This window comes from Thioalkalivibrio sp. ALMg11, from assembly GCF_000377905.1.
In the GTDB taxonomy this organism is placed as follows: Bacteria; Pseudomonadota; Gammaproteobacteria; order Ectothiorhodospirales; family Ectothiorhodospiraceae; genus Thioalkalivibrio.
Window position 1 is genome coordinate 104,326 of the sequence record NZ_KB898874.1, and the last position, 24,388, is coordinate 128,713.

Genomic DNA, 24,388 nt, shown 5'->3' on the forward strand with positions numbered 1-24,388 from the left:
GCCTCACTCCGTCAGCAACTCCCGCAGCTCGGCCACGACGGATTCCGGAAGCAGCTGTCGCAGGACCGGGTGCAGGTCGCGTTCAACCTCGGACAGCAACGAGAGGGTGCGGGTTTCCGAATGGCGACAGAGGGGATTGCCGTACTGATTGGCCTGGATGCTGCGCTCGGCCCCCATTGTCATCAGGGCGACCCCGGGTAGACCCCGAGGCCCCTCGTCGAGGACCTCGACCAGTTCAACCATACAACCATCCACCTCGCCCTGAATGCCGATCAGCGGGGCGAGGAGATCGATCATGCGGGTGGACTGTTCGGTCGTCAGCATGGCCATCTGCCTACCTTACGACCGATGCGGGCACGGCGCCAGATCGAAGATCGGCAGCGGCCTCATGAATGTGGTGTCCCCGGCAGGATTCGAACCTGCGACCTGCCCCTTAGGAGGGGGCTGCTCTATCCAGCTGAGCTACGGAGACCTAGGGAAACACTGATCAATGTACACGCTCGCGCTCGAGTCGCTTTTGCGTGCGAACAAGGCGCGGTGACTGCCGTGCAGTCATTCTGCACAAGGGGAACCGCAACGCCGTGCGCGCGCCCGTTTTCGTCAACAACGGGCGGCTGAGCCCCTGCATTGAATGGTTTGTGGGGTTGGCACCCCAGGTTCCCCGATCCTGCGTTGCGCCGCTTGCGGGTAGAACCACTACCCGCTGCACGACGCGCCTTGTCTCGAAAAACCTGGGGTGCCAACGCGAGCGTGTACATTGATCAGTGTTTCCCTAGCGCGAGAGTATAAGCGCCGAGTAGGGGCAGCCCCAAACGCTTCAGTCGCCCGGGGCGGATTTCGGGTCGAGCTGGTGATGGGCCCAGGCGGTGAATTCCGCCAGCGTGACGCGGTCCTGGCGCGGGGTTTCCGGGCCTGCGAGGTTGCGGTAGGTCACTTGCCCGTCGTCGATGTTTAACACGCGCCGCACAGCCCAGTCGGCGTCGCTCCCGCCATTGCTGAAACAGTTATCCGGCTGGATCGCGGCCGGCGTGATGGGGTCGGGGTGCTGGTGATGGCGCCGGGCTAATAGGTACAGGCGTGCGAGGTCGTCTTCGGTGAGGTCGAGATACAGGTTCATTTCGCGCATGGCGTGCTCGAGGTCGTCCTGGCCCAGGCCCGCCCGCTCCAGGGCAGCCAGGGGACCTTGCTCTGGGGCTTCGGGCGTCGGCGTCAGGCTGGCCGGATAGCGCCGCCAGGGGAACGGGTAGTTGATGATCACCGCGACAACAAGCATGACGCCCACGCTGGACAGCACGGGATGCAGGAGAAACCAGGGGCCCAGGGTGTGCACCGACTCACCTCCCAGAACCGCATAGAGCGCGGTGGCGCCGCCGGGGGGATGCAGGCACCGCAGGTAGTGCATCAGCCAGATTGCGAGCCCGACGGCAACCGCTGCAGCCAGCAACGGGTGGGGCAGGACGTCGCGCACCAGCACCCCCACGATGGCGGCGACGGCATGGCCACCGAGCACGTTCCGGGGCTGCGACATCGCCGCGTGGGGCGCAGCGAAGAGCAGCACGGCCGTGGCGCCCAGAGACGCGAGGATCAGCCCGTTGATCCCGTTGTCGGTGACCGATGCCGCGACCTCCAGCGACAGGTAGAGGCCAATCACGCCGCCAATCAGGGCAATCAGCTTGTCCTTGTGGTTGGTGGTATCGAGCCAGTCGCCCAACAGGGATCCGCGTCCAGAGCGCAAGCGGGCCTCCTCGTAAGTTGAAAACGGGGTACAGGTTCTGCGTCCGGCGTCTCCGGGTCAAATCGCATTGCTTTGACACGGACAGGCGGGGGATGTCAGGGGGCAGGTCTGTAACGCGGCTGCGCCCGGCCGCCTCCGGGAACCGCTAATCGCATGTTTCCCCGGAGACTCGGCGATCCAGTTTCGTCTGCGAGGCCGGCTCGCGAACAATTACATCCGGGAAATGCCTGCATGAGCCTGCAGGACCGGCGGGAGGCCTTGTGAAACCGGGGCAGGGTGCCCGAGATGGTAGCCCTGTGCGAAGTCGAACTTCAGGGCGCATACCCGGCTGAGTTGTTCGGCGGTCTCGATCCCTTCCGCCACGGTGGTGTAGCCCACATCGCGGATCATCTGGACCAGGCCCTCGACGATGTGGTGCTGGTCCGGGACATCCAGGCTGCGTATCAGGCTGATATCGAACTTGACGGTATCCACGGGCATGGAAGCCAGATAGCGGATGGAAGAGTAGCCGCTGCCGAAATCGTCGAGGGCGACCAGGAACCCTTGCTGACGTAGTCGCTGGAGATTTTCCGTCGCCAGCCCGATCTCGGTGATCAGGGCGGTCTCCGTGACCTCGAGGATGATTGGCCGATCCTGCAGGAAGGGGACGAAGGCCTCCAGCCACTGGGTAAGCCCGGCATTCACGATGGTGGGGCCCGACAGATTGATCGAGATACCGACCCCTGGCGGGATGAGGGAGGCCCGCAGATCCCCGAGGATGCGGGTCAGTACGGCCCGGTCCAGGTCGACCTCCAGATGGCGCGCCTCGACGACGGGGAAGATATCCGCGGGTCCGATGATCTCGCCCTGGTGTTCGATACGCAGCAGGGCCTCGACATACGAGGAATGATGCTCGTTGAGCGCAACGACCGGCTGGTAGGCCATTCGGATCCCGGTTCCCCGGGTGATGGCCTCGTACACGGCGTTGTTGATCCAATTGGAATAAAGGCTCTGGGTATCCTTCTCCAGTTCCGGGGTGAACAGCACGACCGGCGAGGATCCGGGGCGCTTGGCCTTGTACATGGCAACGTCGGCCTGCCACTGCAGGGCCAGCATGGCCGGTGCATCGTTGCCGGGCGCGACAGCCAGGCCGATGCTGATCTTGATTGGTTCCCGCACCCCGTACTGGGTGAAGTCGGTGGCCCGGATCCGCTCCTGGCAACGCTCGCCCAGGCGCTGGGCGCCCGATTCGTCACAGTCGAGGAGGATTGCGGCGAATTCGTCGCCGCCGATGCGAAACAGGTGTTCCCCCTCCCGCATTACCTCGTCGATGCTGCGTGCCACACTCTGCAGGACCGCGTCGCCCGTCTGATGGCCGTAGCTGTCGTTGATGGCCTTGAAGTGATTGATGTCGAACAGGGCAAAGCACACTGGATAGGTGTGGCGGGCGGCCAGTCGCGGAAGGGTGTCCCAGTATTCATCGAAGGCCCGGCGGTTGCGCACGCCGGTCAGGGCATCGTGGTGCGCGATGCGCCAGAATTCGCGGTTCTTCGCCTCCAGGCTGGAATGGACGTCCTGGAGCCTGGCCTGGTAGGAATTCAGGGATGCGCGGATCTTTTCCGTCTCCGCAATGGGCAGCAGCCCCCCGGCGCGTTCCAGCACAAGGCTCCCGGCGCTCTCGCGAAGCCGGTCGATGTGGCCGGCGATGGCGCGCAGGGGGCGCACGATCAGATAGACCAGCGTGGCGAACAGAATGAGTGTGATCAGACCCAGGATGCCCCCAAGATTGATCACAGCGCCCCACAGAAGGGCCTCCACCTGATCGGCAAGAGGGTTGGGTCGCAGGTCGAACTGCGCATGGCGCAGGAGCTCTCCCGCCAGGATGGTTTCCTGCTCACCGAGGTCGAATCGGATCGATTCGGGGTCGATATAGTGGTAGACGTGGCCCTCGCGAAGCGCGTCGAGAAACCGGCTCTGCAGCGCGACGTAGCCGCGGGGGGGCTCGGCCGCGTCGGGCGCGGGAATCGGCTCGATGATCAGCAGGAGTGGTTCGGCGTCGCCTTGTACCGCACGGGGAGCGGGGGGTGGCAGTTCGAGTCTCGCGGGCAAGGAGACGGTGGGGGAATCGGGAAGGGCCACTCCCTGGTGATCATAGATCTGGGTGTCCAGGACCCTGTCGGCCAGAATCCCGGCCTGGTGCATGCGGTGATTCTTCCAGTAGCCATAGTAGTGTGGGGTGCCCAGTTGCTGACGCACTTCCTCCCAGCGTGCGAATCGGGATGCTTGCAATGCCGCATCCTTACGGACATGCCCCAGGGCGTTGGCGAGCTCCTGCCGCGCGGCCTCGTAGCCACTTACGTAAACCTCGTCGCGTAGCTGGTCGACCTTGTGCCAGGTGTACAGACCGAAGCTGGCGAGGGTGACAAGGGCGACCGCCGCCAGCAGCAGGGCGTAGAGTGTGATTGAAGGGGTGCGCCAGGGGATCATTGCGTGAGGTCTTCCTGGAGGACCTGCTCGATCTCGTCCAGCAGGTCGAATTCGTGAAACTGATCGAAGAAGTGGTTGGCACCGTCCACGATGTGGACCTCCACCCCATGCCGTCGCAAGGTCTTGATCCATTCCAGGTCGATCCGGGCATCGGCGCTGCCCGCGATCAGGGTGGAAGGCGCGCTACTCGACTGGAAGGCCCGGTCGGTTCGTTGCTTGTCCCAGTCGTAGTAGGAGAGATACGCCGCGGGCGTGGTGACGTATTGGCGACAGAAATCCAGGGCATATTCCGCCAGCCCGATATCGCCGCGCGCGAGGGCCGCGTGGGCACGGGCGGCATGTTCGGGGGAGTCAAACGCGGCCTCGCCGTGCCCAAAATAGGTCACGCTGATAAAGATGGCGTGGGCGACGGTATGGCGCGCGGAATCCGTGAGGTACGCCAGCAGGTTGATGCTGCCGGCGCTGTGTCCGATCACCACGGGTTCCTGGCCGGTTCTCGTGTGCAGCCAGTCAACCCAGAGCGCGATCTCTTGCCGGGTCTGTTCCATGGTGTGGGTATGCACGGCCTCGCACGGCAGGCTGGCCGTGCGCCGATCGATCCCCAGTGTCAGTGTGGGGGTCAGGACAGTGAATCCCGAGTCGGCTAGCGCCAGGGCGAGGCGGCGCACGGTGGGGAAGTGGTGAGTCTGCAGGAAACCGTGCTGGATCAGGACCGCGGGCATGTCCGGTTCGCCGGCCCAGTACGCCGCTTCAGCCGAATCACCGGTTGGCATTTCCAGGATCACGGATGCTTCCTTGCCAGTTGCCACCGTGTTCAGGCTCAGCAGGATCACGGTCGTGATCGCCGCCGCGCTTCGCAAGAACCATCCAGACATCCTTGTATCCCCCTGAGCCGACACGCAAACCCCTTACGGAAAAACCCCTAGTTTCAATGTAGCAGTATCCAGCCGGGACGGCATGCGCCGGCCGAACGCGTGATGATCTGGATCAAGCATCGCCCGCTCGCCGTAGTGGGGAAGACCTGCTTCGGCGTGGCGGTCGAGCCCGTTTGCGCGAGCGGTGCCCACGGTGTCTGACAGCCGGGATCAGGGCGCGGCATCGGTTTCCAGCATCAGTGACACGCGGCGGTTGGCGGCGCGGCCTTCCGGGCTGGCGTTGTCGGCAACCGGACGGGTGTCGGCCAGCCCGACCGCTCGGAGCTGGGCAGCATCCAGCTCGCGGGTCACCAGGTAGCGTACGACGCCGCTGGCGCGCACCGAGGATAGCTCCCAGTTCGACGGGAACCGCTCGGTCGCGATGGGAAGGTTGTCCGTATGGCCTTCCACGGTGATGGTGCCGCGATGATCTTCCAGGATGGGGAGCAGATCCTGCAGCAGCGCCTCGCCATCCGAGCTCAGCTTCGCCTCGGCGGTGCGGAACAGGATGTCGTCACGGATGCGCAGCTCCAGCCGCCCGGGTTGCTCGACGACGTGGACGCCCTCGGGGGCGCGCGCGCGTAATCGGTCGGCCGCGTGGCCCGGTGGCTGGTCGGCGACCACCTCCGGGCCGGAGCGCTCACCGACCGGCGCCTCGTCCAGGGCGGGCCCACCCAGCGGAGAGGAATGAACCAGGGGTTCAATCAGGGTGCTGCGGTCCGGGTGGGCCAGTGCGATCGGGCTGGCGGAGACCGCCCGCGGGTCGTCGTCGCGCGGGTCCATGAAGGTGAGCATGATGACGAACACCACGATGACCAGGGTCAGTACGTCCAGATAGGTGAGGATCCAGGCATGCTCGTCGTCGCGCTGGCGTTCGCCCGGGTAGGACCCGAGAAAGGCCTGCTCCGGGCGCGTGGCGGCGTGGGCATCCATCTCCGCCTGCAGCGCGGCGCGGTCGGTGGTGGAGTAGGTGGGTCCGGGCATGGGCTCAGCGCCGCTCCGTGGGTTCACCGCTGGCACGTTCGTCCGCCCCGGGCTCTTCCTCGCCATTCGGGGTCGCCTGGCGGATCTCGTCGCTGTGATTCTCCATGAAGGAGCGCAGGGTCTCGCGGATGTAGCCGGGCGAGCGTCCCTTGCGCATCAGCATGATGCCCTCCAGCACCATGGTCATCAGGACCACGCGCTCCTCGGTCCGGCGCTCCAGCTTGATGGCGATGGGTCGGAAGACCAGGTTCGCCAGCAGGATCCCGTAGAACGTGGTGATCAGTGCGATGCCCAGGTTCACTGCGATGACGGTGAAATCGTCGTTTTCGGTGGTCAGCAGCAGGTTGATCAGGCCGATTAGGGTGCCGAGCATGCCGAAGGCCGGGGCATAGGTGGCCATGGTCCGGAACATCTGCGCATCGGCCTGTTCGCGGGCGCGCAGGCGCGCCATGCGCCAGTTCAGCAGGTCGGAGACATCGTCCATCGGCGTGTCGTCGATGACCAGCTGGATGCCGGTGCGCAGGAACGGGTTACGGATCTGGTCCAGGCGATCCTGGATGCGCCGCAGGTTCTGGGAGAACCAGTAGCGCGAGACCTGGACGATCTCCTCGAGATCCTGGGTGACGTCGTAACGCTCCTCGCGGATCGCGTTGGCCCCCGCGCGAAACACGCGCATCACCTCGTGAAAGGGGTAGCTCATCAGCGTGGCCGCGATGGTGCCGCCCACCACGATGCCCAGGCCCGGCAGGTTCAGGAAGGCGTCGGCATTCTGCGAGGAGAACGCGATGACGCTGCCGAAGACCAGCAGGCTGCCCAAAATACCGAGGAGGGTGGAGAGATTCATGTGCGCTTCCGGGAAAAGACCGGCGCCAGCATAAAACAGCGTCGTCGGCAGCGTCTGCCTTGTGGTGCCACCCGCATTCCGGCGTACACTCGGCACGTTAATGGTTAAGGAGTGTGGCCGGATGGATATGACTTGGGTGGTACTGGGGATCCTGGTTCTGTTGGTGATCTGGGGGGTGTGGACGTACAACCGCCTGGTGACCTCGCGCAACCGGTACAAGAACGCCTTCGCCCAGATCGATGTGCAGCTGACCCGCCGCTATGACCTGATCCCCAACCTGGTCAAGGTCGCGGAACGCTACATGAGTCATGAGCGCGACACCCTGGAGGCGGTCATCGAGGCCCGCAACAATGCGAAGCAGAGCCTGCAGGAGGTCGGTGGTGACCCGACCAACACCGAGGCTGTGCGCAAGCTGTCGAGTTCTGAACAGGGACTTTCCGGGGCCCTGGGGCGGATGTTCGCGCTGTCCGAGAGCTATCCCGACCTGAAGGCCAACGAGAACATGATGCAGCTGTCCGAAGAGCTGACCAGTACCGAGAATCGGGTGGCCTACGCCCGCCAGGCCTTCAACGACGCGGTGATGCAGTACAACATCCTGCGCGAGATGTTCCCCAACAGCCTGATCGCCAACAACCTGGGCTTCCGTCCGGGGCAGCTGCTGGAGATCGAGGACCCGCAGAAGCGCGAGCCCGTGCAAGTGAACTTCTCCTGATCCCCGAGGCGTCATGAATTTTTTCGAGCAACAGGACCGGGCGCAGCGCCGGACCCGCTGGCTGCTGTTTCTGTTCGGTCTGGCGGTACTCGCCATCGTGCTGGTAATGAATGCCATCGTGCTGGTCGTGTTCGGTCAGGCAGAACCTGCCGCCGCGGGCGAACCCTGGCTGACCCGTGAGTTCCTTGCCAGCAATGTCGGCGTGATGGTCTGGACGACCGTGCTCACGGTCGGCTTGATCGGCCTGGGCAGTCTCTATCGCACCCTCGGCCTGCGCGACGGTGGCGGGGCCGTGGCCCGCGAACTCGGCGGGACGCGGGTGGATGGCGATACCCGTGACCCGCTGCGCCGGCGCCTGATGAACGTGGTGGAGGAGGTTGCCATCGCCTCCGGCGTCCCGGTGCCCGAGGTCTATGTGCTCGAGCAGGAGGCCGGCATCAACGCCTTTGCCGCGGGCTATTCACCGGACGACGCGGCCATCGCCGTGACCCGCGGGGCCCTGGAACAGCTGGACCGTCACGAGCTGCAGGGTGTGGTCGCGCACGAGTTCGGGCACGTGCTCAACGGCGACATGCGCCTGAACATTCGCCTGATGGGCATGCTGTTCGGGATCCTGGTGATGGCGCTGATCGGGCAGCGTGTGCTGCTCGCAATGAGTCTGTCGCGCAACAACCGCAACGCCGGGGGCATCGTCGCCGCGGGCGTGGCGCTGATCGTGGTGGGCTATATCGGGCTGTTCTTCGGGCGCTGGATCCGCGCATCCGTTTCGCGCCAGCGGGAATACCTGGCGGACGCCTCGGCTGTGCAGTTCACCCGGCAGCCAGAGGGCATTTCCGGGGCGCTCAAGAAGATCGGCGCGGCCCATACCGAGCTGGGGGCCGACACCGAGGAGGTCGGGCACATGCTGTTCGCCTCCGGGGCCGTCAGTCAGATGTTTTCGACCCATCCGCCGCTGGTCCAGCGCATACAGGCGATCGAGCCGGGGTTCAAGCCGGAGGAACTGGAGACCATCCGCGAGCAGATGCAACAAGATGCGCAGGCGCGGCGCGTCGAAAAGGAGGCCCAGGCCGAGGCGGAGGAACGCGAACGCGGTTCGACGGAACGCCCGGGTGGCCTGCTCCTGAACCCGGAGCGGCTAATGGAAAATATCGGCGATCCAGGGCTGTCACAGATCCTCGGGGCGGGGCTGCTGGTGGCGGCGATGCCGGGACCGTTGGAGCGCGCGGCGCATTCCGATGCCTGGGGCGTTGATGTCTTGTTGTACCTGTTGATCAGCAACGACCCGGAAGTACGCGATCACCAGCTCCTGCGGATTGCCGCCGCGCGGGGGGCGGAGAGCGAGTCCCACGTCCGCACGCTGCTGGATGCCGAACCCGAGCTGCGCCCGGACCTGCGCATTCCGCTGCTGGAGATGAGCTTTCCGGTATTGCGCCATCGCCCACGCGAGGAACGCCGGCAACTGGAAGGCCTCATCGACGAACTGATCCGCGCCGACGGCCGGGTATCGGCGTTCGAATACGCGACCGGCCGTCTGTTGCGGCGCCAGTTGCGCGACCTGGAGCAGCCCGAACGTGCCCGCGCGGGCGGACGCGACCGGCTGGCTCGCCACGCTGCCCACGCGCAGGACACGCTGGCCGTGCTCGCGCATCACGGGCACCCGGACGACCCCGAGAAGGCCCGGGCGGCCCTGCGCGCGGGCGTTCTGGCCCTGGCGATCGAAGATCCCACCGACGAGGGCATTGCCTCGGCTCTGGAGCGGACGGCCGATGCGGCCGCTTGGGCCGAGGGGCTGGATACGGCGCTGGAGGCGCTGGATGCCCTGCGCCCGGCGGACAAGCAGACCCTCGTCACGGCGATGCTTGCCACGATCACTCATGGGGGCCAGACGGTGGTTGCGGAGGTGGAACTGTTGCGGGCGATCGCCGCTTCCCTTCACGTGCCGCTACCGGTTGCGGAGATGCCCGCCGCCGAAGCGGAATAGAGCGCCCCCCTCCCGTGGGTGCGACGACCACGGGTGCGAGGACCGGGGCCGCGCGGTATGATGCGACCGCTCCGGGGGCGTGGCGGAACTGGTAGACGCATCGGACTTAAAATCCGCTGGGCGCAAGCCCGTGCCGGTTCGATTCCGGCCGTCCCCACCAATCATTTCTACCCGGGTGTGTGATCGTGGCCAGCCCCCAACCCTGGTACGTCTATCTCCTGGAGTGCCGCGGTGCCCGGATCTATACCGGGGTCACACCGCGACTGCAGGCGCGTCTGGCCGCGCATCGTGCAGGGCGTGGGGCGCGTTTCACCCGTATGTACCCGCCGGAACAGCTTCTGAGTGCGAAGGCCTTTCCCGGCCACGGCGAGGCACTGCGCGAGGAACAACGCATCAAACGCCTGTCACCCGCCGAGAAGCGACGTCTCGCGGATACCTGGAAGAGGGAAAACGACGTGCCCGAGGGCACGCTCGACCACAAGGCGTGAGGCGAGGGTCAGCGCCACATCCGAGCAACGCGTTTCAGCCGGGCCCAGGAAAGGCGCATAGTAGGGCTCTGTGCGTCCCTGAAAGGACCCGGTATGACCCAGTCCACGGACACGACGGAAGGATCCGAATCGGGGCAAGCGGCCCAGCCGGCCGACGCCCGCACCACCGAACCGCATATCAGCGGTCCGGTGATAGCGGCGCTGGTCGCCGGGTTGCTGTTCGCCCTGCTGTTCGTGGCCATCGACCAGGGCTGGAAACAGCAGATGGCCGACCGCTATCAGCAAGCCGTGGCCTCGGAGGCAAGCAGCCTTCGGACCCGACTGGAAAGCGTGCTGAACGGTACGGTCCATGCGACGATCGGGCTTGCTGCCTATGCCTATGTCCACCCGGACCTGACCGAGGACGACTTCGACCGGGCAGCGGACCGTCTTTATCGCAGCCAGCCTGAACTGATTCGCTCTCTGACCCTGGCCCGCGGCGAGATCCTTGAACTGGTCTACCCGCGCGATGGCAACGAGGGCGCGATCGGCCTCAACCTGGCGAAACACCCGGAGCAGGGCGCCTCCTATTATCGGGTGCTGGAAAGCCGGCAAACGGTCGTCGCCGGGCCCTGGACCCTGACGCAGGGAGGTCGGGGCCTTCTGGTGCGCGCCCCGGTCCTGACCGATCCGGAAAATCCGCCGGCGCGCGCCAATCCGTGGACACTGTCGAGTATTGCGCTGGATTTCGACACGATTCTTAGCAAGGCGGGCGTCGCACCGCGCCCGCCCAGCCTGCAACTGGCACTGCGCGGCCTCGACGGGACCGGCGCCGACGGTGAGGTCTTCTACAACCCCGAACAGATCGACGTGGCCAGCGCGCCGCTCGCGCTCGACGTGACCTTTGCCGGGGGCCAATGGCAGATGCTTGCGCAGCCGGTCCCCAACCCATCCGTCACGGAGCGCCCGGCCGCCTGGTGGGTGATGGGCGTGGTCGGGCTGCTGGCGGTCAGTGGGTACACCTTCCGCGTGGGGGAGGGCATTCGGCAGCGGCGGGAGGCCCTCACGCGCTATCAGGCACTCGTGAATCGTCTGGCGGATGCGACTCTGGTGGTCGCCGGGCGCCAAGTCCTTTGGGCCAACCCGGCCTTTACCCGCATGACCGGCCTGTCGCCGGATCCTGGCCAGGCCCTGTCGGCGCTCGGGGTCATTCAGGCCGATGATCGTCGGCGCCTTCCCCCTGAGCTCGATTTTTCCATGGCGCTAGAGGAGCCGCGCGGGCGGGAAATTCGCGTACACATGGCGGACGGAACTCCGCGCTTTCATCTGCTGCGCTGGGTTCCGATTGACTGGGAAGGGCAGCGGGCCTTCCTGTTGAGCTTTGTCGATGTGCACGAGAACCGAATGCTGTTCAACGCGTTGAGCGAGGCCCGTGATCTTCAGGACGCGCTGTTCGAGGCCATGCCCGGCGATGCCCTGGTGATCGACGAGGCCGGCCTCGTTCGCGCGGTCTTTGGCGAAGCGCGCCGCGCCCAGGCGCCCCAGCACACGGCGGCCGGGAACACACTGGCGGACCTGCTGCCGGACGAGGTCGCGCAGCGCTTTTCCGGTGTCGTGCGGCGGGCATTGGGCGAAGGCGAGTTGCAGGAGATTCAGTACCGTCTGAAGGCGAGCGTCTTCCACGGAGGCGAGAGGAGTTCATTGCCAGAGGAAACCCGCTGGTACGAGGCGCGGGTGCGCCCCATCGACGCGCCGTTCGAAGGTTCGTCGGCGGTGGTGTGGCACGCACTGGACGTAACCGAGCGCAAGCAGCTGGAAGAGCGCATGCAGTCCCTGGCCTGGGAAGACCCGCTGACCGGAACCGCGAATCGCGCGGCCCTGGAACGGGCGTTTCCGCGGCTTGCGGCCCGCGCGGACCGCAAGGAGGGTCAACTGGCGCTGCTATTCATTGACCTGGACCGTTTCAAGCCGGTGAACGACCAGTACGGCCATGCCGTCGGGGATGAGGTCCTGCGCCAACTGGCGCAGCGGCTGACGGGCAGTCTGCGCCCGGATGACCTGCTGGTCCGCCTGGGTGGGGACGAGTTCATCGTGTTGAGTGCGCCGCTGCACCGGAGGGAGGAGGCCGGGGGTCTGATCGAACGCCTGCAGGCGGCGTTCCGGCCGCCCTTCGACCTGCATCCCGGCCATATGGAACCGGTCGAACAGACCCTCTCCTGCAGTATCGGGGTCGCCTTTTATCCGCGAGATGGCGAGCGCCTCGCGGATCTGATGATGGCCGCAGACCACGCGATGTACCGCGTCAAGGCCGCCGGGCGCAACGATGTGGCCTACGCCTCGCCGGAGACGCCGGAGACGCCGGAATCCGGATCGGAGTGACGCGCCGGAGCAAACCGCGTCGCGGTTTGCGCCTCGAGCGGCTCGATCAGACCCAGCAGGTGATCCGCCAGCCATTCGCCGGCCAGCGGGGCATAGAGCAGGCCGCGCGAGCCATGCGCCAGGCTCAACAGCACCCGTCCACCCGCATCCAGCCGGCTGCGCCCGACGAGCGGCAGGCGATCGCGGACCACGGCACGTTCCCCCGCCCAGTGCGCGAGGATCTCGACCGCCTGTGCATCCTGTAGCCCTGGCACCCAGGCGAGATGCCGCAGATTGGTCTGGTCATCCTCGGCCTGTGGGGCCTGTTCATTTTCGGTCCCGGGGCCCTCCGTGCGGCGATAGGTCGCGCCAATCCAAGCGGTGTCGTGGTCTCCCGGGATGCAGTAGCCCTGACCCGTTGCCACAAAGCCACCCCAATCGGGGAAGGGTGCCCGGACCCGGGTCATCTGACCGGTCACGGTGGAAATACCCGCCTGTTCCGGGCACAAGGTCGTGCCGCTACCGGCGGCTGTGGCCACCACGACCGCGTCGAAGGGTTCAGACCCGGTGTCGCTCTCGACCTGCACGGGGCCGGCGTTGGGCGAGGGTTCCAGCGCCTGTACCGATGCCTTGCGCAGGGGTGGCAGGTCGTCGGCCAGGGCCTGGCAAAAGGCCCGCATGTCGATCGCCAGACCGTCTGGGTAATAGAGGTGTGGGGCCGCGGTGCAACCGGGACCGCCAGGGTCGAACAACAGGGCCGCATGTTCGGGCCCGACTTTTTGCAGGCGTTCCACGCGCTTGCGTCCGTGGGCGCTGATGCCATGGAAGGCCACGCCCGTTGCCAACCGGGTGCCGTATCCGCCGATCGCGTCGAGCTGTCCGGAAAGGAAACCGGTACGGCGCATCCCCGCGAGTGCCAGCGTATTCAGCTCCCCGTCGCGCGGATGCAAGTTCGGCAACAGGACGCCCGCCGGATTGCCGGAGGCGCCACCGCCAACACCGTTCGGGTCAAAGACCGTGACCTCCACTCCTCGCGCCTGCAGGGCATGGGCGGTGCTGAGCCCGGCAATCCCGGCCCCGATGATGGCAACACGTTGCGGTACATCGCCGGGCGGTGACTTCGCGGGCGATTGGCTGTCCCGAAGGGCCCCCACCAGACGCTCGCGCTTCGGGCCATGACCGGGTACCCGGCGTACCTCGAACCCCGTGCTCTCCAGGTCGCGTCGAACCTGAGCCGCTGCGGTGTAGGTGCCGAATGTGGCACCCGGCGCGGAGAGCCGTGCCACCTGCCGAAACACCCCGGTGTTCCACAGGGCGGGATTGCTGCGCGGCGCGAACCCGTCGAAGAACCAGGCATCCACGGTCCCCCGGATCTGTGCAAGCAATGGAGCGGCGTCACCCAGGCCCAGGGTCAATACGGCGCCGGCCTCGGGGAACTGGATGCGGTGGAGTCCGGGAACCGGTGGTGGATACTGGGCCCGCAGATGGCGGGCGTCGGCATCGTCGAGGCCCAGGCGTTCGTGCATTGCCTCGAGGTCCGCGGGCGAGAGCGGGTGGGCCTCAAGGCTTAGCAGGGACAAAAACGCGCCGGGGGGTGCGTGGCGGCGCCATTCCTGCAGCGTCAGGAGAAGGTTGAGACCGCTCCCAAAGCCGGTCTCGGCAAGCACGAAGCGCTGACACTGGCGGAAGCGCCGGGCGAGATCGTTGGCCTCGATGAAGACCTCGCGCACCTCGGTATGCGGATCGCTGGAGCCGAAGTAGCCATCCCCGTAGTCGGCGGCAAAGGGCTGTCCGTCACGCCATTCGAGGCGTGCCCAGTCGAGCAATGGAGGGGAGGGCAAGGGTGTCGCCACGGACGTGAACGTCACGCCCCGCCAGGCGCGATTGCGCGAGACGGGGCGTAATGGGCGGTTAGCGAGTCAATTCTTCGAACGGGGTAAACGCAACCTGCTGGTTGCGCAGCCCGTTGTCCAGCTGGGCCAGCAGGGTCTGGCTGATGGACTTGAAGCGGTCGAGCTCGTCGCCTTCCAGGGCGTCGCTTTCCGGAAGCTCCACGCGCATCGGATTCTGCGGCCGGCTGTTCACATGGATCTCGTAGTGAAGATGCGGCCCGGTGCTGCGCCCGGTATTGCCGGACAACGCGATGCGGTCGCCACGCTCGACGGTCTGACCCGGGCGCACCAGCTGGCGATCCAGATGCAGGTAGCGGGTGGAGTAGCCTTGACCGTGCTCGATCACGATGAAGCGCCCGGCATACGGATGGTTCTCGACGCGGGTCACGCGACCGTCGGCCGGGGCCTGGATCGGCGTGCCGATTGGCATGGCGAAGTCCGTCCCCTGGTGCGGGGCCACGCGCCCGGTGACCGGGTGACGGCGGCTCGGGTTGAAGCTGGAGCTGATGCGATAGTTGCCGGAGAACGGACGGCGATCGAACGGTGGCAGCAGGCTTTCGCCATCCGGGGTGTAGAAGCGCCCGTTGACGTTGCGCGCCGCACGGATCTCGATGCGCTCGCCTTCGTAGTCGAATGCCAGCAGACGCAGGTTGAGCGGGGTGTCGTCGCCGACCAGGGTCTCCTGCTCTACCAGCAGGGTGAACTGATCGCCGGTTCGGGCGTGGGTGCGTACCGGCAGGTAGCGATCCAGCAACACGGCCAGGGCGTTGGCCGCACGCGCGGAGATGTCCGCGCGCTCGGTCAAGGCGTTGGCGATGTTGCCGTCGATCTCGGCCGTAATGATCAGGTGGCTGACCTCGCGGCCGTTCTCGACTTCGCCGAGTTCGAACTCCCAGCCATCGGCCTCGCGGACCCACTCATGCCCGCTGGCCCGGTCGGTCCACAGGCGCAGGCGAGTCAGGTAGCCCTCGTCGTCGACCCGCCATTCGATCTCCTGACCGGGGCGCACACGGTTCAGGATCGAGGCATTGTCGTCATCTTCCAGCAGGCGGTAGAGGGTTGCCAGGGGGAGTTCCCATTCGCGTGCCCAAAGGCCCGTCAGACGCTCGCCTTTCTGCAGGGTATGGGTGTACCACTCGGCGTCCGTGGTTTCGGCCTCCACGTCAGAGTCAGCGGCGGCATCGGAATCGCCGTCGAGATCGAAGGTCTCGTAGGAAGTCGGGGCCTCCGCGTCCGGGTCGATTGTGGCGTCGTCGTAATCCGGGGCTGGCTCGCCCGGCATGTCAGGGGCAAAAGCCACGGTCTGGGCACCAGACTCGAATGCGGCACTATGCGCCGCCCGTATCGACGCGCCGCCAGCCGGATGCTCCGCCCGGGCGAGCGACAGTTGGGAGGCAGGAAGGGGATTACCGGCGCCGATTTGCAGCGGCTGTGACGTCTCGGAGGGCTGGGAGGCGAGAAGGAGGCTGGTACCCACCAGGATGGTGAGTCCGGCGGTGCCCGCCAGAAAGAAATTGAATGTCTTTCTGTTGTTACCCATATGGCCGTTGCCCCGCAAAGTTTCCGCTTTATAACACGTTTTTTCGGGCAATAAACACCGTCGGAAGGCGCTCTCCCGGTGTTTCGCGGCCTGCGCGTCTCAGGATCGGATCCCCACGCCCCGGTTGAGCAGGACCAGCGCAATCCCGTACATGACTGCAATGAACCCGGCAATGATGGCAAAAGACATGGCGATCGGGAAGTCGCTATGGCCCAGGCTGCCGTAACGGAAGGCGTCCACCATGTAGAGGATCGGGTTTAGCATGGACACGCCCTGCCAGAACTCCGGCAACAGGCTGATCGAGTAGAACACCCCGCCGAGATAGGTCAGCGGCGTCAGGATGAAGGTCGGCACGATGGCGATGTCGTCGAAGGTGCGCGCGAACACGCCATTGATCAGCCCGGCGAGGGCAAACAGGATGGAAGTCATCAGCACGATGATCAGCATCACGCCAGGGTTGTGGATGCTGAGCGGGCTGAAGAACAACGAGACCAGCAGTACGGCCACGCCGACCGCCAGGCCCCGCGCCACGCCGCCAAAGACGAACCCGAGGATGATCACGCTGTTGGGGATGGGCGAGACCAGCAGTTCCTCGATGTGGCGCTGGAACTTGGAGCCGAAGAACGATGACACCACATTGGCGTAGCTGTTGGTGATCACCGCCAGCATGATCAGCCCGGGGACGATGAAGTCCATGTAACGGTAACCTTCCATGTCCCCGATGCGTTCGCCGATCAGCCCCCCGAAGATGATGAAGTACAGTGCCGTGGTAATGACCGGGGGCAGGACCGTCTGTACCCAGATGCGGGCAAAGCGCAGTACTTCCTTGCTGACAATGGTCCGAAAGGCGGTCCAGTAATCGCGAAGATGGGAAGCGCTCATGCCTGATTCTCCGGCTGCTCGCTGGTCCCGCCGGCGCCAGGGGTCAGATGGCTGGGGCTCTGGCCGGGGCGGGTCATGCGGATGAACAGTTCCTCCAGCCGATTGGCCTTGTTGCGCATGCTCTGGACGCGGATGCCCGCCTGGTCGAGCACTCGGAACAGGTCGTTCAGGTGCTGGCCACTGCGGATATCCGCCTCCAGCGTCATCTCGTCCACCTGGCGCAGCGCGATCGGGGAATCCTCCGGGATACCGGGCGGGGGCTCGCTGAGATCCAGCACCATGGTCTCGGTCTCGAGCTTCGCCAGTAGCTGCTTCATCGTGGTGTTCTCGATGATCGCACCGTCATCGATGATCGCGATGTTGCGGCACAGCGTCTCCGCCTCTTCCAGGTAGTGGGTGGTCAGGATGATGCTGCGCCCGTCGGTATTGATGCGGGTAAGGAAGTCCCACATCGACCGGCGCAGCTCGATGTCGACCCCGGCGGTGGGTTCGTCGAGGATCAGCAGGCGCGGTTCGTGAACCAGGGCACGGGCAATCATCAGGCGCCGCTTCATGCCGCCGGAGAGGGTGCGCGCCATGTCCTTGCGCTTCTCCCACAGCCCCAGCTCCTTCAGGTAGTGCTCGCAGCGTTCCCAGGCCTCGCGACGAGGAATGCCGTAGTAGCCGGCCTGATTGACCACGATCTCGCCAATCGGCTCGAAGTTGTTGAAGTTGAACTCCTGCGGGACCAGCCCGATCGAGCGCTTGACTGCCTGCAGGTCGGTATCGAGGTCATGGCCGAACACCTTGACCGTGCCGGCGGTCTTGTTGATCAGCGAGGTGATGATCCCGATGGTCGTCGACTTGCCGGCCCCGTTGGGGCCCAGCAGGGCGAAGAAGCTGCCCGGGGCCACCTCGAGGTCGATGCCCTTGAGGGCCTCGAATCCGTTCTTGTAGGTCTTCTTGAGCCCGCGAATCTCCAGCGCTGGCGTCATCGTCACATCCTGTAAGGCGAGGGGGAACACGACCCCGGAGGGTCGACAAGGCAGGTATTATGAAGGCTTTGAATCGTTTTCGAGGAAAGCCGCGTGGATTCTGTTTTTGTTGCGTCGTCCGACACCGCCGTTCCCCTGATCCCGGTCAGTCGCGAATCGCTCCCGGTCCGCCTGGAGAGTGCGCCGGAGAGCTGGCGCAAATGGGTGGAGGCCTCCGGGTTCGAGGCGGAGCCGGGCGCAACCCTGCGCATTCCCGATGCCGAGGGTGGACTGGCGGCGGTGCTGGCCGGCTTTGATGCGGAAACCCCGATCTGGATGCTGGCCGCAGCGGCGGAGACCCTGGGAACGGGCGACTACCGCCTGGAAACGGACGCCCTGAGCCCCGAGATTCAAAACCTGGCGGCCATTGGCTGGGGCCTGGGGTGTTACCGCTTCGAGCGTTACCGCGAGGCGCAGGAGCGGGCGCCGCGGCTGGTGTGGCCGGAAGACGCGGATCAGGCGCGGGTCCTCGCGTTTGTCGATTCCATCGGGCTGACCCGCGACCTGATCAACACCCCGGCCGCCGACATGATGCCGGCCAACCTGGCGTTGAAGGCACGGGAGCTGGCCGAGGAATTCGGCAGCAGCCTGCATCTGGTGAGCGACAGCGACAAGCTGGAACAGGACTTCCCCTGTATCCACGCCGTGGGGGCCGCCAGCGACCACGGGGCCCGGGTGATCGAGCTGACCTGGGGGGCGCCCGACGCGCCGTCGCTGGTGCTGGTGGGCAAGGGCGTATGCTTCGATTCCGGTGGCCTGAACCTGAAGCCCGGCAATTCCATGCGGCAGATGAAGAAGGACATGGGCGGGGCGGCGATCGTGCTGGGGCTTGCGCGCCTGATCATGGCGCAGGCGCTGCCGGTGCGGCTGACCGTGCTGATCGGGGCCGCGGAGAATGCCATCGGCGCCGGGGCCTTCCGCCCGGGCGATGTGCTGACCGCGCGCAACGGCAAGCGGATCGAGATCGACAACACGGATGCCGAGGGGCGCCTGGTGCTGGCCGATCTGCTGGATCGCGCGGGCTCGTTCCATCCGGACCTGCTGGTGGACTTTGCGACGCTCACCGGGGCGGCGCGCGTCGCCGTGGGGACGGAGATCAGCGCCTGCTTCACCCAGGACGAGGGCTGGGCGCGGGCGCTGGTGGAGCCAGCGCGCGAATGGGACGACCCGGTCTGCCATTTGCCGCTGCATACGCCCTATCGCTACATGCTGGACAGTGACGTGGCCGATATCGTGAACAGCTCTACCGGCGGCCACGGCGGCGCGATTACTGCCGCGCTGTTCCTGAAGGAGTTCGTCCCCGAGGGCACGACCTGGATGCATTTCGACATCATGGCCTTCAACGACCGCGCGCGCCCAGGGCGGCCCAAGGGCGGCGAGGCGATGGGCCTGAGGGCGCTGTTCGCGGCGCTGGAGTCGCGCTACGGGCCAGCGCGGTAGGGCGGGGGCCCGCGGGGATCAGATCAGGCTCAGGTCGCTGCGGGCGCGAATGATCTTGCGCAGGGCGATCAGATAGGCGGCGGTGCGATAGTCGAGTACCTCGCCATTGCTTTCCGTCTCGCGAACCTCGTGCATCTCGCGGAAGGCCTCGCGCATGGCGTCGTCCAGGCCCGAGCGGACCAGATCGATCTCCTCGGCCCCGCGCACGACGGCATCGCGAATCCATTCGGGGATGCTCTCGTTGGTCATCATCTCGATGGCACTGACGATGTGCTGGCCCTGGGCCTGGTCGTAGCGCCGCTCCAGGCGCCCGAAGCGCATGTGCGACAGGTTCCGCACCCACTCGAAGTAGGAGACGATCACGCCGCCGGCGTTGACGTACACGTCCGGCAGGATCGGGACGCCGCGTTCGCGCAGGGCCTGGTCGGCCTCCCAGGTGCAGGGACCGTTGGCGGCCTCGGCGACCAGCCGGGCCTGGATGCGGTCGACATTGTCCCGATGGATGGCCCCTTCCAGGGCGGCAGGAATCAGGATGTCGCACTCGCGTTCCATGATGCGGTTGCCATCGCGGACGAACTCGACCCCCGCGAAACCCTCCATGGTGCCGCTGCGCCGTACATAGTCGTGCAGGGCCTCGACGTCGATCCCATCCTCGGAATACACCCCGCCATCGCTCTTGATGACGCCGACAATCTTGGCGTGATCGTCCTCCTGCAGGAAGCGCGCGGCGTAATAGCCAACGTTGCCGAAGCCCTGGATGATGATGCGCTGGTCACCCAGGCCGCCCTTGAACCCGGCCTCGCGGGCCGCCGAGCCTTCGCGGAAAAAGGCCTGCAACGCATACTGAACCCCCCGACCAGTGGCCTCCAGGCGCCCGACCATGCCGCCCAGCTCGACCGGCTTGCCGGTCACCGAAGCGGCATGGTCGAGGTCTTCCGGATGGCGATCGCGATAGGTCTCCATGATCCAGGCCATCTCGCGCTGAGAGGTCCCCACATCCGGCGCCGGTACGTTCTGCGCGGGGCTGATGTAGTCACGCTGGATCAGTTCATGGGCAAACCGGCGGGTAATGCGCTCCATCTCCCATTCGCTGTACTTCTGCGGATCAATGCGCAGGCCGCCCTTGGAGCCGCCGAAGGGAATATCCACGATGGCGCATTTGTAGGTCATCAGGGCCGCCAGGGCCTCGGCGTGGTCCTGGTCCATGGTCGGCGAGAATCGCAGGCCGCCCTTGGCCGGCAGGCGGTGGGCGGAATGCACCGCGCGCCAGCCCTTGAACACCTCAATGCGGTCGCGAAAGCGAATCGGAAAGCTCACCTGGATGACCGAATTGCAGGTCTTGACGGCCTCCCGCGCCCCCTCGGGAAGATCGAGGTAGGCCATGGCCCGGTCGACCATGTGTGAGACACTATCGCGAAAGGTTTCAGGCACTTCGGATTCCGACATGATGGCAATCCTTTCTCGCTTTTGGGCGCCGCCTGCGCGGCACGGAGACTTCGCTGATGGATAACGCGGGCCACGCTCCCGACCCGCGGTTTGCGGTTGCACCGATGATGGACTGGACGGACACCTGGTGTCGCCGGTTCCATCGGCTGCTGACGCGACGCGCATTGTTGTACACCGAGATGGTGCATGCCAACGCCGTTATCCATGGGGATCGCGACCGGCTGCTGGGCTTCTCCCCGGTGGAACACTCGATCGCGCTGCAGCTGGGCGGCTCCGATCCGGCGACGCTGGCGCAGGCCGCCCGCATTGCGGCTGATCGCGGCTATGACGAGATCAACCTTAACGTGGGTTGCCCCTCCGACCGCGTTCAATCTGGCGCGTTCGGCGCCTGCCTGATGGCACAACCGGGGCTGGTGGCCGAGTGCGTCGCAGCCATGCAGCAGTCCGTTGACGTTCCAGTCACCGTCAAGCACCGCATCGGCATTGACGACCAGGACTCGGAGGCCGATCTGCAGGCCTTTGTCGAACGCGTGGCCACCGCCGGGTGCCGCCACTTCGTGGTGCACGCGCGCAAGGCCTGGCTCCAGGGGCTCAGTCCAAAGGACAATCGCGACGTTCCCCCGCTGGACTATCAACGGGTCTATCGGCTGAAGGCCGAGTTCCCCGACCTGACGATTGTCCTGAACGGCGGACTGGACGACGTCGGCGCCGCGCGCGCGCACCTGCAGCAGGTGGACGGGGTCATGTTCGGTCGGCTGGCCTACCACCAGCCCTGGAGCCTGTCGGTGGTGGACCGCCTGTATTTCGAGGGCGCGGACGACCCGACGCGCGAAGAGGTCCTGGAGGGCATCCTGGGGATTGCGGAGGGGATGCGCCGTGATGGCGTGCCGCTGGCGCGTCTGACCCGGCATATCCTGGGCCTGTTCCACGGCGAGGCGGGCGCACGCCAGTGGCGACGGATACTGACCGAGGGGGCCCATCACGCAGATGCCGGGCCGGAACTGATCGAGCGGGCCGCGCAGGCATGTCTCCCCCGGGCGGCCTGAGCGCCCGGAGTCGTTCCAGCGTTGCTATTCGCCCGGGTCGTCCGGTGCCAGCCAGCCGGCCTCGAGCCCATCCTCGAGGATCTGCCGGATCATGGGGATTGCCTCCTCCCATTCCGCGATGCTGAGCGTCTCCGCGCTACAGAAGGCCTCGAGAACATCCGCAGCAACCGCCTGTGCGGGATAGTCGTTTCCGGCGATGCACAGGATCGGGCCATCGGGGCCCTGGAACCACGCACGCCGGACGCCGGGGTGGATCGCAAAGCGATCTGCCGGGCCGGCAGTGGCCGCCAGCCCCGGGTCCCCCGGGGCGAGCTCGACGTTGCCGGCGGGGCGGGTCAGGAAACGCCCCAGATAGGCGTCCAGGTCGTGATCCTCCGCCGCCAGCAGGGCGCGCAGGGCTTCGCGCAGCTCCTCGCGATCCGCGGCGGGAAGCTCCGCCGCGTGCGCGGACGGGTGCCGACCTGGATCCTCGAAGCGCGCCTGGTCGCCGATCACGTTGGCGCGCTCCTCGAGAAACCCGGTCAGGACATCGAGGATGGTCGGGGCGCGAAACCCCACTGACCAGGTCATGCACTGGTCGTCCAGCGACAGTCCGTAATGCGGCAGGTTGGGGGGCAGGTAGAGCAGGTCGCCGGGACCCAGCTCCCAGGTCTCGGTGGGATCGAACGCCCGCAGGATGGCCAGTGGCAGATCATCATGGCAATCCAGCGATCCCGGCGGGTCCTGGATCTGCCAGCGGCGCCGGCCCGCGGCCTGGAACAAAAACACATCGTACTGATCCACATGCGGCCCGACGGAACCGCCGGGCGGGGCATAGGAGATCATCAGGTCGTCCCGGCGCCAGCGCGGGATGAAATCGAAATGGGCGAGGAAATCCGGGCCACCGGGCCAGAAGCGCTCCACGTCGGTGACCAGCAGGGTCCAGTCGCGTTGGGGAAGCTGGCCCAGCCGCTCGGCTTCGAAGGGGCCGTATTCAACATCCCAGTCCTGGCGGTCGACATGCCCGCTGACGATACGGCTCGCGGCGTCCGGATCGGTGGCCAGGCCGGCGAGGTCGTCGGGCTCGATCGGGTTTTCGAAGCCGGGGATCGCGCCGCGCACCAGTAGCGGGCGTTGTTGCCAGTAGTCGCGCAGGAACTCGGCGGGCGTCAGGCCACCGAGCAGCGCGAGCGGTTGGTTCGGGTCCGGGGCCGCCATGCCGCGCGCGGGATCAGAGTTCGCGCGCGAGTCGGTCGGCGATGCCGGTGTAGCTGCCCGGCGTCAGCTCGCGCAGGCGGGCGCGGGCCTCTTCCGGGATCTCCAGGCCGTCGATGAACGCCGCCAGCGCCTCGGGGGTAATACGCTGCCCACGGGTCAGTTCCTTGAGTTTCTCGTAGGGCGATTCGATACCGTAGCGGCGCATGACGGTCTGCACGGCCTCGCCAAGGACCTCCCAGTTCTGGTCCAGGTCCTCCGCCAGGCGCCCGGGTTCGATCTCCAGCTTGCCCAGACCGCGGCCGAACGCCTTGTAGGCGATCAGCGACCAGGCGAACGCCAGGCCGATGTTGCGCAGCACGGTGGAGTCGGTCAGGTCGCGCTGGAAGCGCGAGACCGGCAGCTTGCTCGCCAGGTGATCGAACAGGGCGTTGGCCAGGCCCAGGTTGCCTTCGGCGTTCTCGAAGTCGATCGGGTTGACCTTGTGCGGCATGGTCGAGGAGCCGACTTCGCCGGCGACTACCTTCTGCTTGAAATAGCCCAGCGAGATGTAGCCCCAGATGTCGCGCGAGGCATCCAGAAGGATGGTGTTCGCGCGCATGAAGGCGTGGAACAACTCCGCCAGGAAGTCGTGCGGCTCGATCTGGGTCGTATGGGTGTTCGGTTGCAGTCCCAGGCCCTCGATCATCCGCCGCGACAGGGCGGGCCAGTCGACCTCGGGGTAGGCCACGGAATGGGCGTTGAAGTTACCCACCGCGCCATTGATCTTGCCGAGGCATGAGACCCCGGCGATCTCGGCGCGCTGACGCTCCAGTCGCGCCACTACGTTGGCGAGCTCCTTGCCCATGGTGGTGGGCGAGGCGGGCTGGCCGTGGGTACGGGCGAGCATCGGCTGATCGGCGAAACGCTCCGACAGCTCGCGCAACGGTTTCAGCAAGGTGTCCAGCGCGGGCAGCATGACCATGTCGCGGGCCTCGCGCACCATCACGCCATAGGCCAGGTTGTTGATGTCCTCGGAGGTGCAGGCAAAGTGGACAAACTCGATCTGGCTCTGCAGGTCGGCGCGATCCGCCATCTGCTCCTTGATGTAGTACTCGATCGCCTTCACGTCGTGGTTGGTGGTCGCCTCGATCTCCTTGACCCGGGCGCCTGCGACCTCGTCGAAGCTGAAGGCGATCTCGTCGAGGAAGGCGCCGGCCGTATCGGTCAACGCCGGGACCTCGGGGATCGCGGGCTCGGCGGCCAGGGCCTTGAGCCAGGCGATCTCCACCCGCACGCGGGCCTGCATGAGACCTTGCTCGGAGAAGTAGGGGGCCAGGTCGCGGGTATGCCGGGCATAGCGGCCATCGACGGGGCTGATCGCGGACAACGGGCTCAGTGACATGGGGATTCCGGGGTCGGGTTCGGGACAGGCGGCGCAGTATACTAAGGTGCTCAAGTGCAATACAGCATCGCGCCCCGCGCAAACCAGGAG

At 66.1% G+C, this 24,388-nt stretch carries 19 protein-coding genes and 2 tRNA genes; 7 read left to right on the top strand and 14 right to left on the bottom strand.

Going from position 1 to position 24,388, the window contains the following annotated elements; translation table 11 throughout:
• Positions 1-3: 3 nt before the first annotated feature.
• The 7 genes from D578_RS0108020 to D578_RS0108050 form a co-directional block, all read right to left on the bottom strand.
• The gene (locus tag D578_RS0108020; RefSeq protein WP_018949457.1) at positions 4-330 is read right to left on the bottom strand and encodes a hypothetical protein; all 327 of its coding nucleotides are present in this window, start codon (positions 328-330) and stop codon (positions 4-6) included.
• A 65-nt stretch (positions 331-395) separates the two neighbouring features.
• Positions 396-472, bottom strand: a tRNA-Arg gene (locus D578_RS0108025).
• Positions 473-817: 345 nt separating this feature from the next.
• Positions 818-1,735, bottom strand: a complete 918-nt coding sequence (locus tag D578_RS0108030; RefSeq protein ID WP_026289254.1) for an HPP family protein — start codon at positions 1,733-1,735, stop codon at positions 818-820.
• Positions 1,736-1,945: 210 nt separating this feature from the next.
• Positions 1,946-4,201 carry a bifunctional diguanylate cyclase/phosphodiesterase gene (locus D578_RS0108035; RefSeq protein WP_018949459.1) on the bottom strand — a complete coding sequence of 752 codons (2,256 nt, stop codon included), beginning with the start codon at positions 4,199-4,201 and terminating at the stop codon, positions 1,946-1,948.
• On the bottom strand, positions 4,198-5,061 hold the full coding sequence (locus tag D578_RS0108040; protein WP_018949460.1) for an alpha/beta hydrolase: 864 nt from the start codon (positions 5,059-5,061) through the stop codon (positions 4,198-4,200). The genes D578_RS0108035 and D578_RS0108040 overlap by 4 nt, the downstream gene beginning before the upstream one ends.
• Positions 5,062-5,286: 225 nt before the next feature.
• Entirely contained in the window at positions 5,287-6,099 is an 813-nt protein-coding gene (locus tag D578_RS0108045; RefSeq protein WP_018949461.1) for an OmpA family protein, read from the bottom strand.
• 4 nt (positions 6,100-6,103) lie between these two features.
• Positions 6,104-6,943, bottom strand: a complete 840-nt coding sequence (locus tag D578_RS0108050) for a motility protein A (protein WP_018949462.1) — start codon at positions 6,941-6,943, stop codon at positions 6,104-6,106.
• 121 nt (positions 6,944-7,064) lie between these two features.
• Between D578_RS0108050 and D578_RS0108055 the strand changes: the two genes are divergently transcribed.
• The 5 genes from D578_RS0108055 (at position 7,065) to D578_RS0108075 (ending at position 12,482) form a co-directional block, all read left to right on the top strand.
• Positions 7,065-7,655: a LemA family protein gene (locus tag D578_RS0108055; protein ID WP_018949463.1), complete on the top strand. Its 591-nt coding sequence runs from the start codon at positions 7,065-7,067 to the stop codon at positions 7,653-7,655.
• Between the two features lie 13 nt (positions 7,656-7,668).
• Positions 7,669-9,636 carry a M48 family metallopeptidase gene (locus D578_RS0108060; protein WP_018949464.1) on the top strand — a complete coding sequence of 656 codons (1,968 nt, stop codon included), beginning with the start codon at positions 7,669-7,671 and terminating at the stop codon, positions 9,634-9,636.
• Positions 9,637-9,709: 73 nt separating this feature from the next.
• Positions 9,710-9,796, top strand: a tRNA-Leu gene (locus D578_RS0108065).
• A 19-nt stretch (positions 9,797-9,815) separates the two neighbouring features.
• Complete coding sequence (locus D578_RS0108070; protein ID WP_018949465.1) at positions 9,816-10,124, top strand: GIY-YIG nuclease family protein; 309 nt, start codon at positions 9,816-9,818, stop codon at positions 10,122-10,124.
• A 93-nt stretch (positions 10,125-10,217) separates the two neighbouring features.
• Positions 10,218-12,482 carry a diguanylate cyclase domain-containing protein gene (locus D578_RS0108075; RefSeq protein ID WP_018949466.1) on the top strand — a complete coding sequence of 755 codons (2,265 nt, stop codon included), beginning with the start codon at positions 10,218-10,220 and terminating at the stop codon, positions 12,480-12,482.
• On the opposite strand, the gene mnmD is transcribed toward D578_RS0108075, so the two are convergent.
• The 4 genes from mnmD to D578_RS0108095 all read right to left on the bottom strand — a co-directional run bounded on the left by mnmD (position 12,434) and on the right by D578_RS0108095 (position 17,749).
• Positions 12,434-14,287, bottom strand: coding sequence for a tRNA (5-methylaminomethyl-2-thiouridine)(34)-methyltransferase MnmD (gene mnmD / locus D578_RS0108080; protein ID WP_018949467.1), 1,854 nt, complete (start codon positions 14,285-14,287; stop codon positions 12,434-12,436). The genes D578_RS0108075 and mnmD overlap by 49 nt on opposite strands.
• An 85-nt stretch (positions 14,288-14,372) precedes the next feature.
• On the bottom strand, positions 14,373-15,893 hold the full coding sequence (locus D578_RS0108085) for a peptidoglycan DD-metalloendopeptidase family protein (protein ID WP_026289255.1): 1,521 nt from the start codon (positions 15,891-15,893) through the stop codon (positions 14,373-14,375).
• Between the two features lie 99 nt (positions 15,894-15,992).
• Positions 15,993-16,775, bottom strand: coding sequence for an ABC transporter permease (locus D578_RS0108090; protein WP_018949469.1), 783 nt, complete (start codon positions 16,773-16,775; stop codon positions 15,993-15,995).
• A complete protein-coding gene (locus D578_RS0108095) occupies positions 16,772-17,749 on the bottom strand; it encodes an ABC transporter ATP-binding protein (RefSeq protein ID WP_018949470.1) in 978 nt (325 codons plus the stop codon). The genes D578_RS0108090 and D578_RS0108095 overlap by 4 nt, the downstream gene beginning before the upstream one ends.
• A 93-nt stretch (positions 17,750-17,842) precedes the next feature.
• Here D578_RS0108095 and D578_RS0108100 point away from each other — a divergent pair, with 93 nt between their 5' ends.
• A complete protein-coding gene (locus tag D578_RS0108100) occupies positions 17,843-19,228 on the top strand; it encodes a M17 family metallopeptidase (RefSeq protein ID WP_018949471.1) in 1,386 nt (461 codons plus the stop codon).
• A gap of 18 nt (positions 19,229-19,246) precedes the next feature.
• Here D578_RS0108100 and D578_RS0108105 read toward each other — a convergent pair whose 3' ends face one another.
• The gene (locus tag D578_RS0108105; RefSeq protein ID WP_018949472.1) at positions 19,247-20,674 is read right to left on the bottom strand and encodes a Glu/Leu/Phe/Val dehydrogenase; all 1,428 of its coding nucleotides are present in this window, start codon (positions 20,672-20,674) and stop codon (positions 19,247-19,249) included.
• A 56-nt stretch (positions 20,675-20,730) separates the two neighbouring features.
• Here D578_RS0108105 and dusA point away from each other — a divergent pair, with 56 nt between their 5' ends.
• On the top strand, positions 20,731-21,720 hold the full coding sequence (gene dusA, locus D578_RS0108110; RefSeq protein ID WP_018949473.1) for a tRNA dihydrouridine(20/20a) synthase DusA: 990 nt from the start codon (positions 20,731-20,733) through the stop codon (positions 21,718-21,720).
• 24 nt (positions 21,721-21,744) lie between these two features.
• Here the strand turns inward: dusA and D578_RS0108115 are convergent, their stop codons facing one another.
• Both D578_RS0108115 and purB read right to left on the bottom strand, forming a co-directional pair.
• Positions 21,745-22,917, bottom strand: coding sequence for a cupin domain-containing protein (locus tag D578_RS0108115; RefSeq protein ID WP_018949474.1), 1,173 nt, complete (start codon positions 22,915-22,917; stop codon positions 21,745-21,747).
• A gap of 13 nt (positions 22,918-22,930) precedes the next feature.
• A complete protein-coding gene (gene purB / locus D578_RS0108120; RefSeq protein WP_018949475.1) occupies positions 22,931-24,298 on the bottom strand; it encodes an adenylosuccinate lyase in 1,368 nt (455 codons plus the stop codon).
• Between the last annotated feature and the right edge of the window lie 90 nt (positions 24,299-24,388).

What these genes read in the sequence shown, in the direction of transcription:
- D578_RS0108105 (WP_018949472.1), bottom strand. Translation starts at nt 20,674, where the DNA reads ATGTCGGAATCCGAAGTGCCTGAAACCTTTCGCGATAGTGTCTCACAC.
- D578_RS0108115 (WP_018949474.1), bottom strand. Translation starts at nt 22,917, where the DNA reads ATGGCGGCCCCGGACCCGAACCAACCGCTCGCGCTGCTCGGTGGCCTG.
- D578_RS0108035 (WP_018949459.1), bottom strand. Translation starts at nt 4,201, where the DNA reads ATGATCCCCTGGCGCACCCCTTCAATCACACTCTACGCCCTGCTGCTG.
- D578_RS0108075 (WP_018949466.1), top strand. Translation starts at nt 10,218, where the DNA reads ATGACCCAGTCCACGGACACGACGGAAGGATCCGAATCGGGGCAAGCG.
- purB (WP_018949475.1), bottom strand. Translation starts at nt 24,298, where the DNA reads ATGTCACTGAGCCCGTTGTCCGCGATCAGCCCCGTCGATGGCCGCTAT.
- dusA (WP_018949473.1), top strand. Translation starts at nt 20,731, where the DNA reads ATGGATAACGCGGGCCACGCTCCCGACCCGCGGTTTGCGGTTGCACCG.
- D578_RS0108060 (WP_018949464.1), top strand. Translation starts at nt 7,669, where the DNA reads ATGAATTTTTTCGAGCAACAGGACCGGGCGCAGCGCCGGACCCGCTGG.
- D578_RS0108090 (WP_018949469.1), bottom strand. Translation starts at nt 16,775, where the DNA reads ATGAGCGCTTCCCATCTTCGCGATTACTGGACCGCCTTTCGGACCATT.
- D578_RS0108055 (WP_018949463.1), top strand. Translation starts at nt 7,065, where the DNA reads ATGGATATGACTTGGGTGGTACTGGGGATCCTGGTTCTGTTGGTGATC.
- D578_RS0108085 (WP_026289255.1), bottom strand. Translation starts at nt 15,893, where the DNA reads ATGGGTAACAACAGAAAGACATTCAATTTCTTTCTGGCGGGCACCGCC.
- D578_RS0108045 (WP_018949461.1), bottom strand. Translation starts at nt 6,099, where the DNA reads ATGCCCGGACCCACCTACTCCACCACCGACCGCGCCGCGCTGCAGGCG.
- D578_RS0108050 (WP_018949462.1), bottom strand. Translation starts at nt 6,943, where the DNA reads ATGAATCTCTCCACCCTCCTCGGTATTTTGGGCAGCCTGCTGGTCTTC.
- D578_RS0108095 (WP_018949470.1), bottom strand. Translation starts at nt 17,749, where the DNA reads ATGACGCCAGCGCTGGAGATTCGCGGGCTCAAGAAGACCTACAAGAAC.
- D578_RS0108020 (WP_018949457.1), bottom strand. Translation starts at nt 330, where the DNA reads ATGGCCATGCTGACGACCGAACAGTCCACCCGCATGATCGATCTCCTC.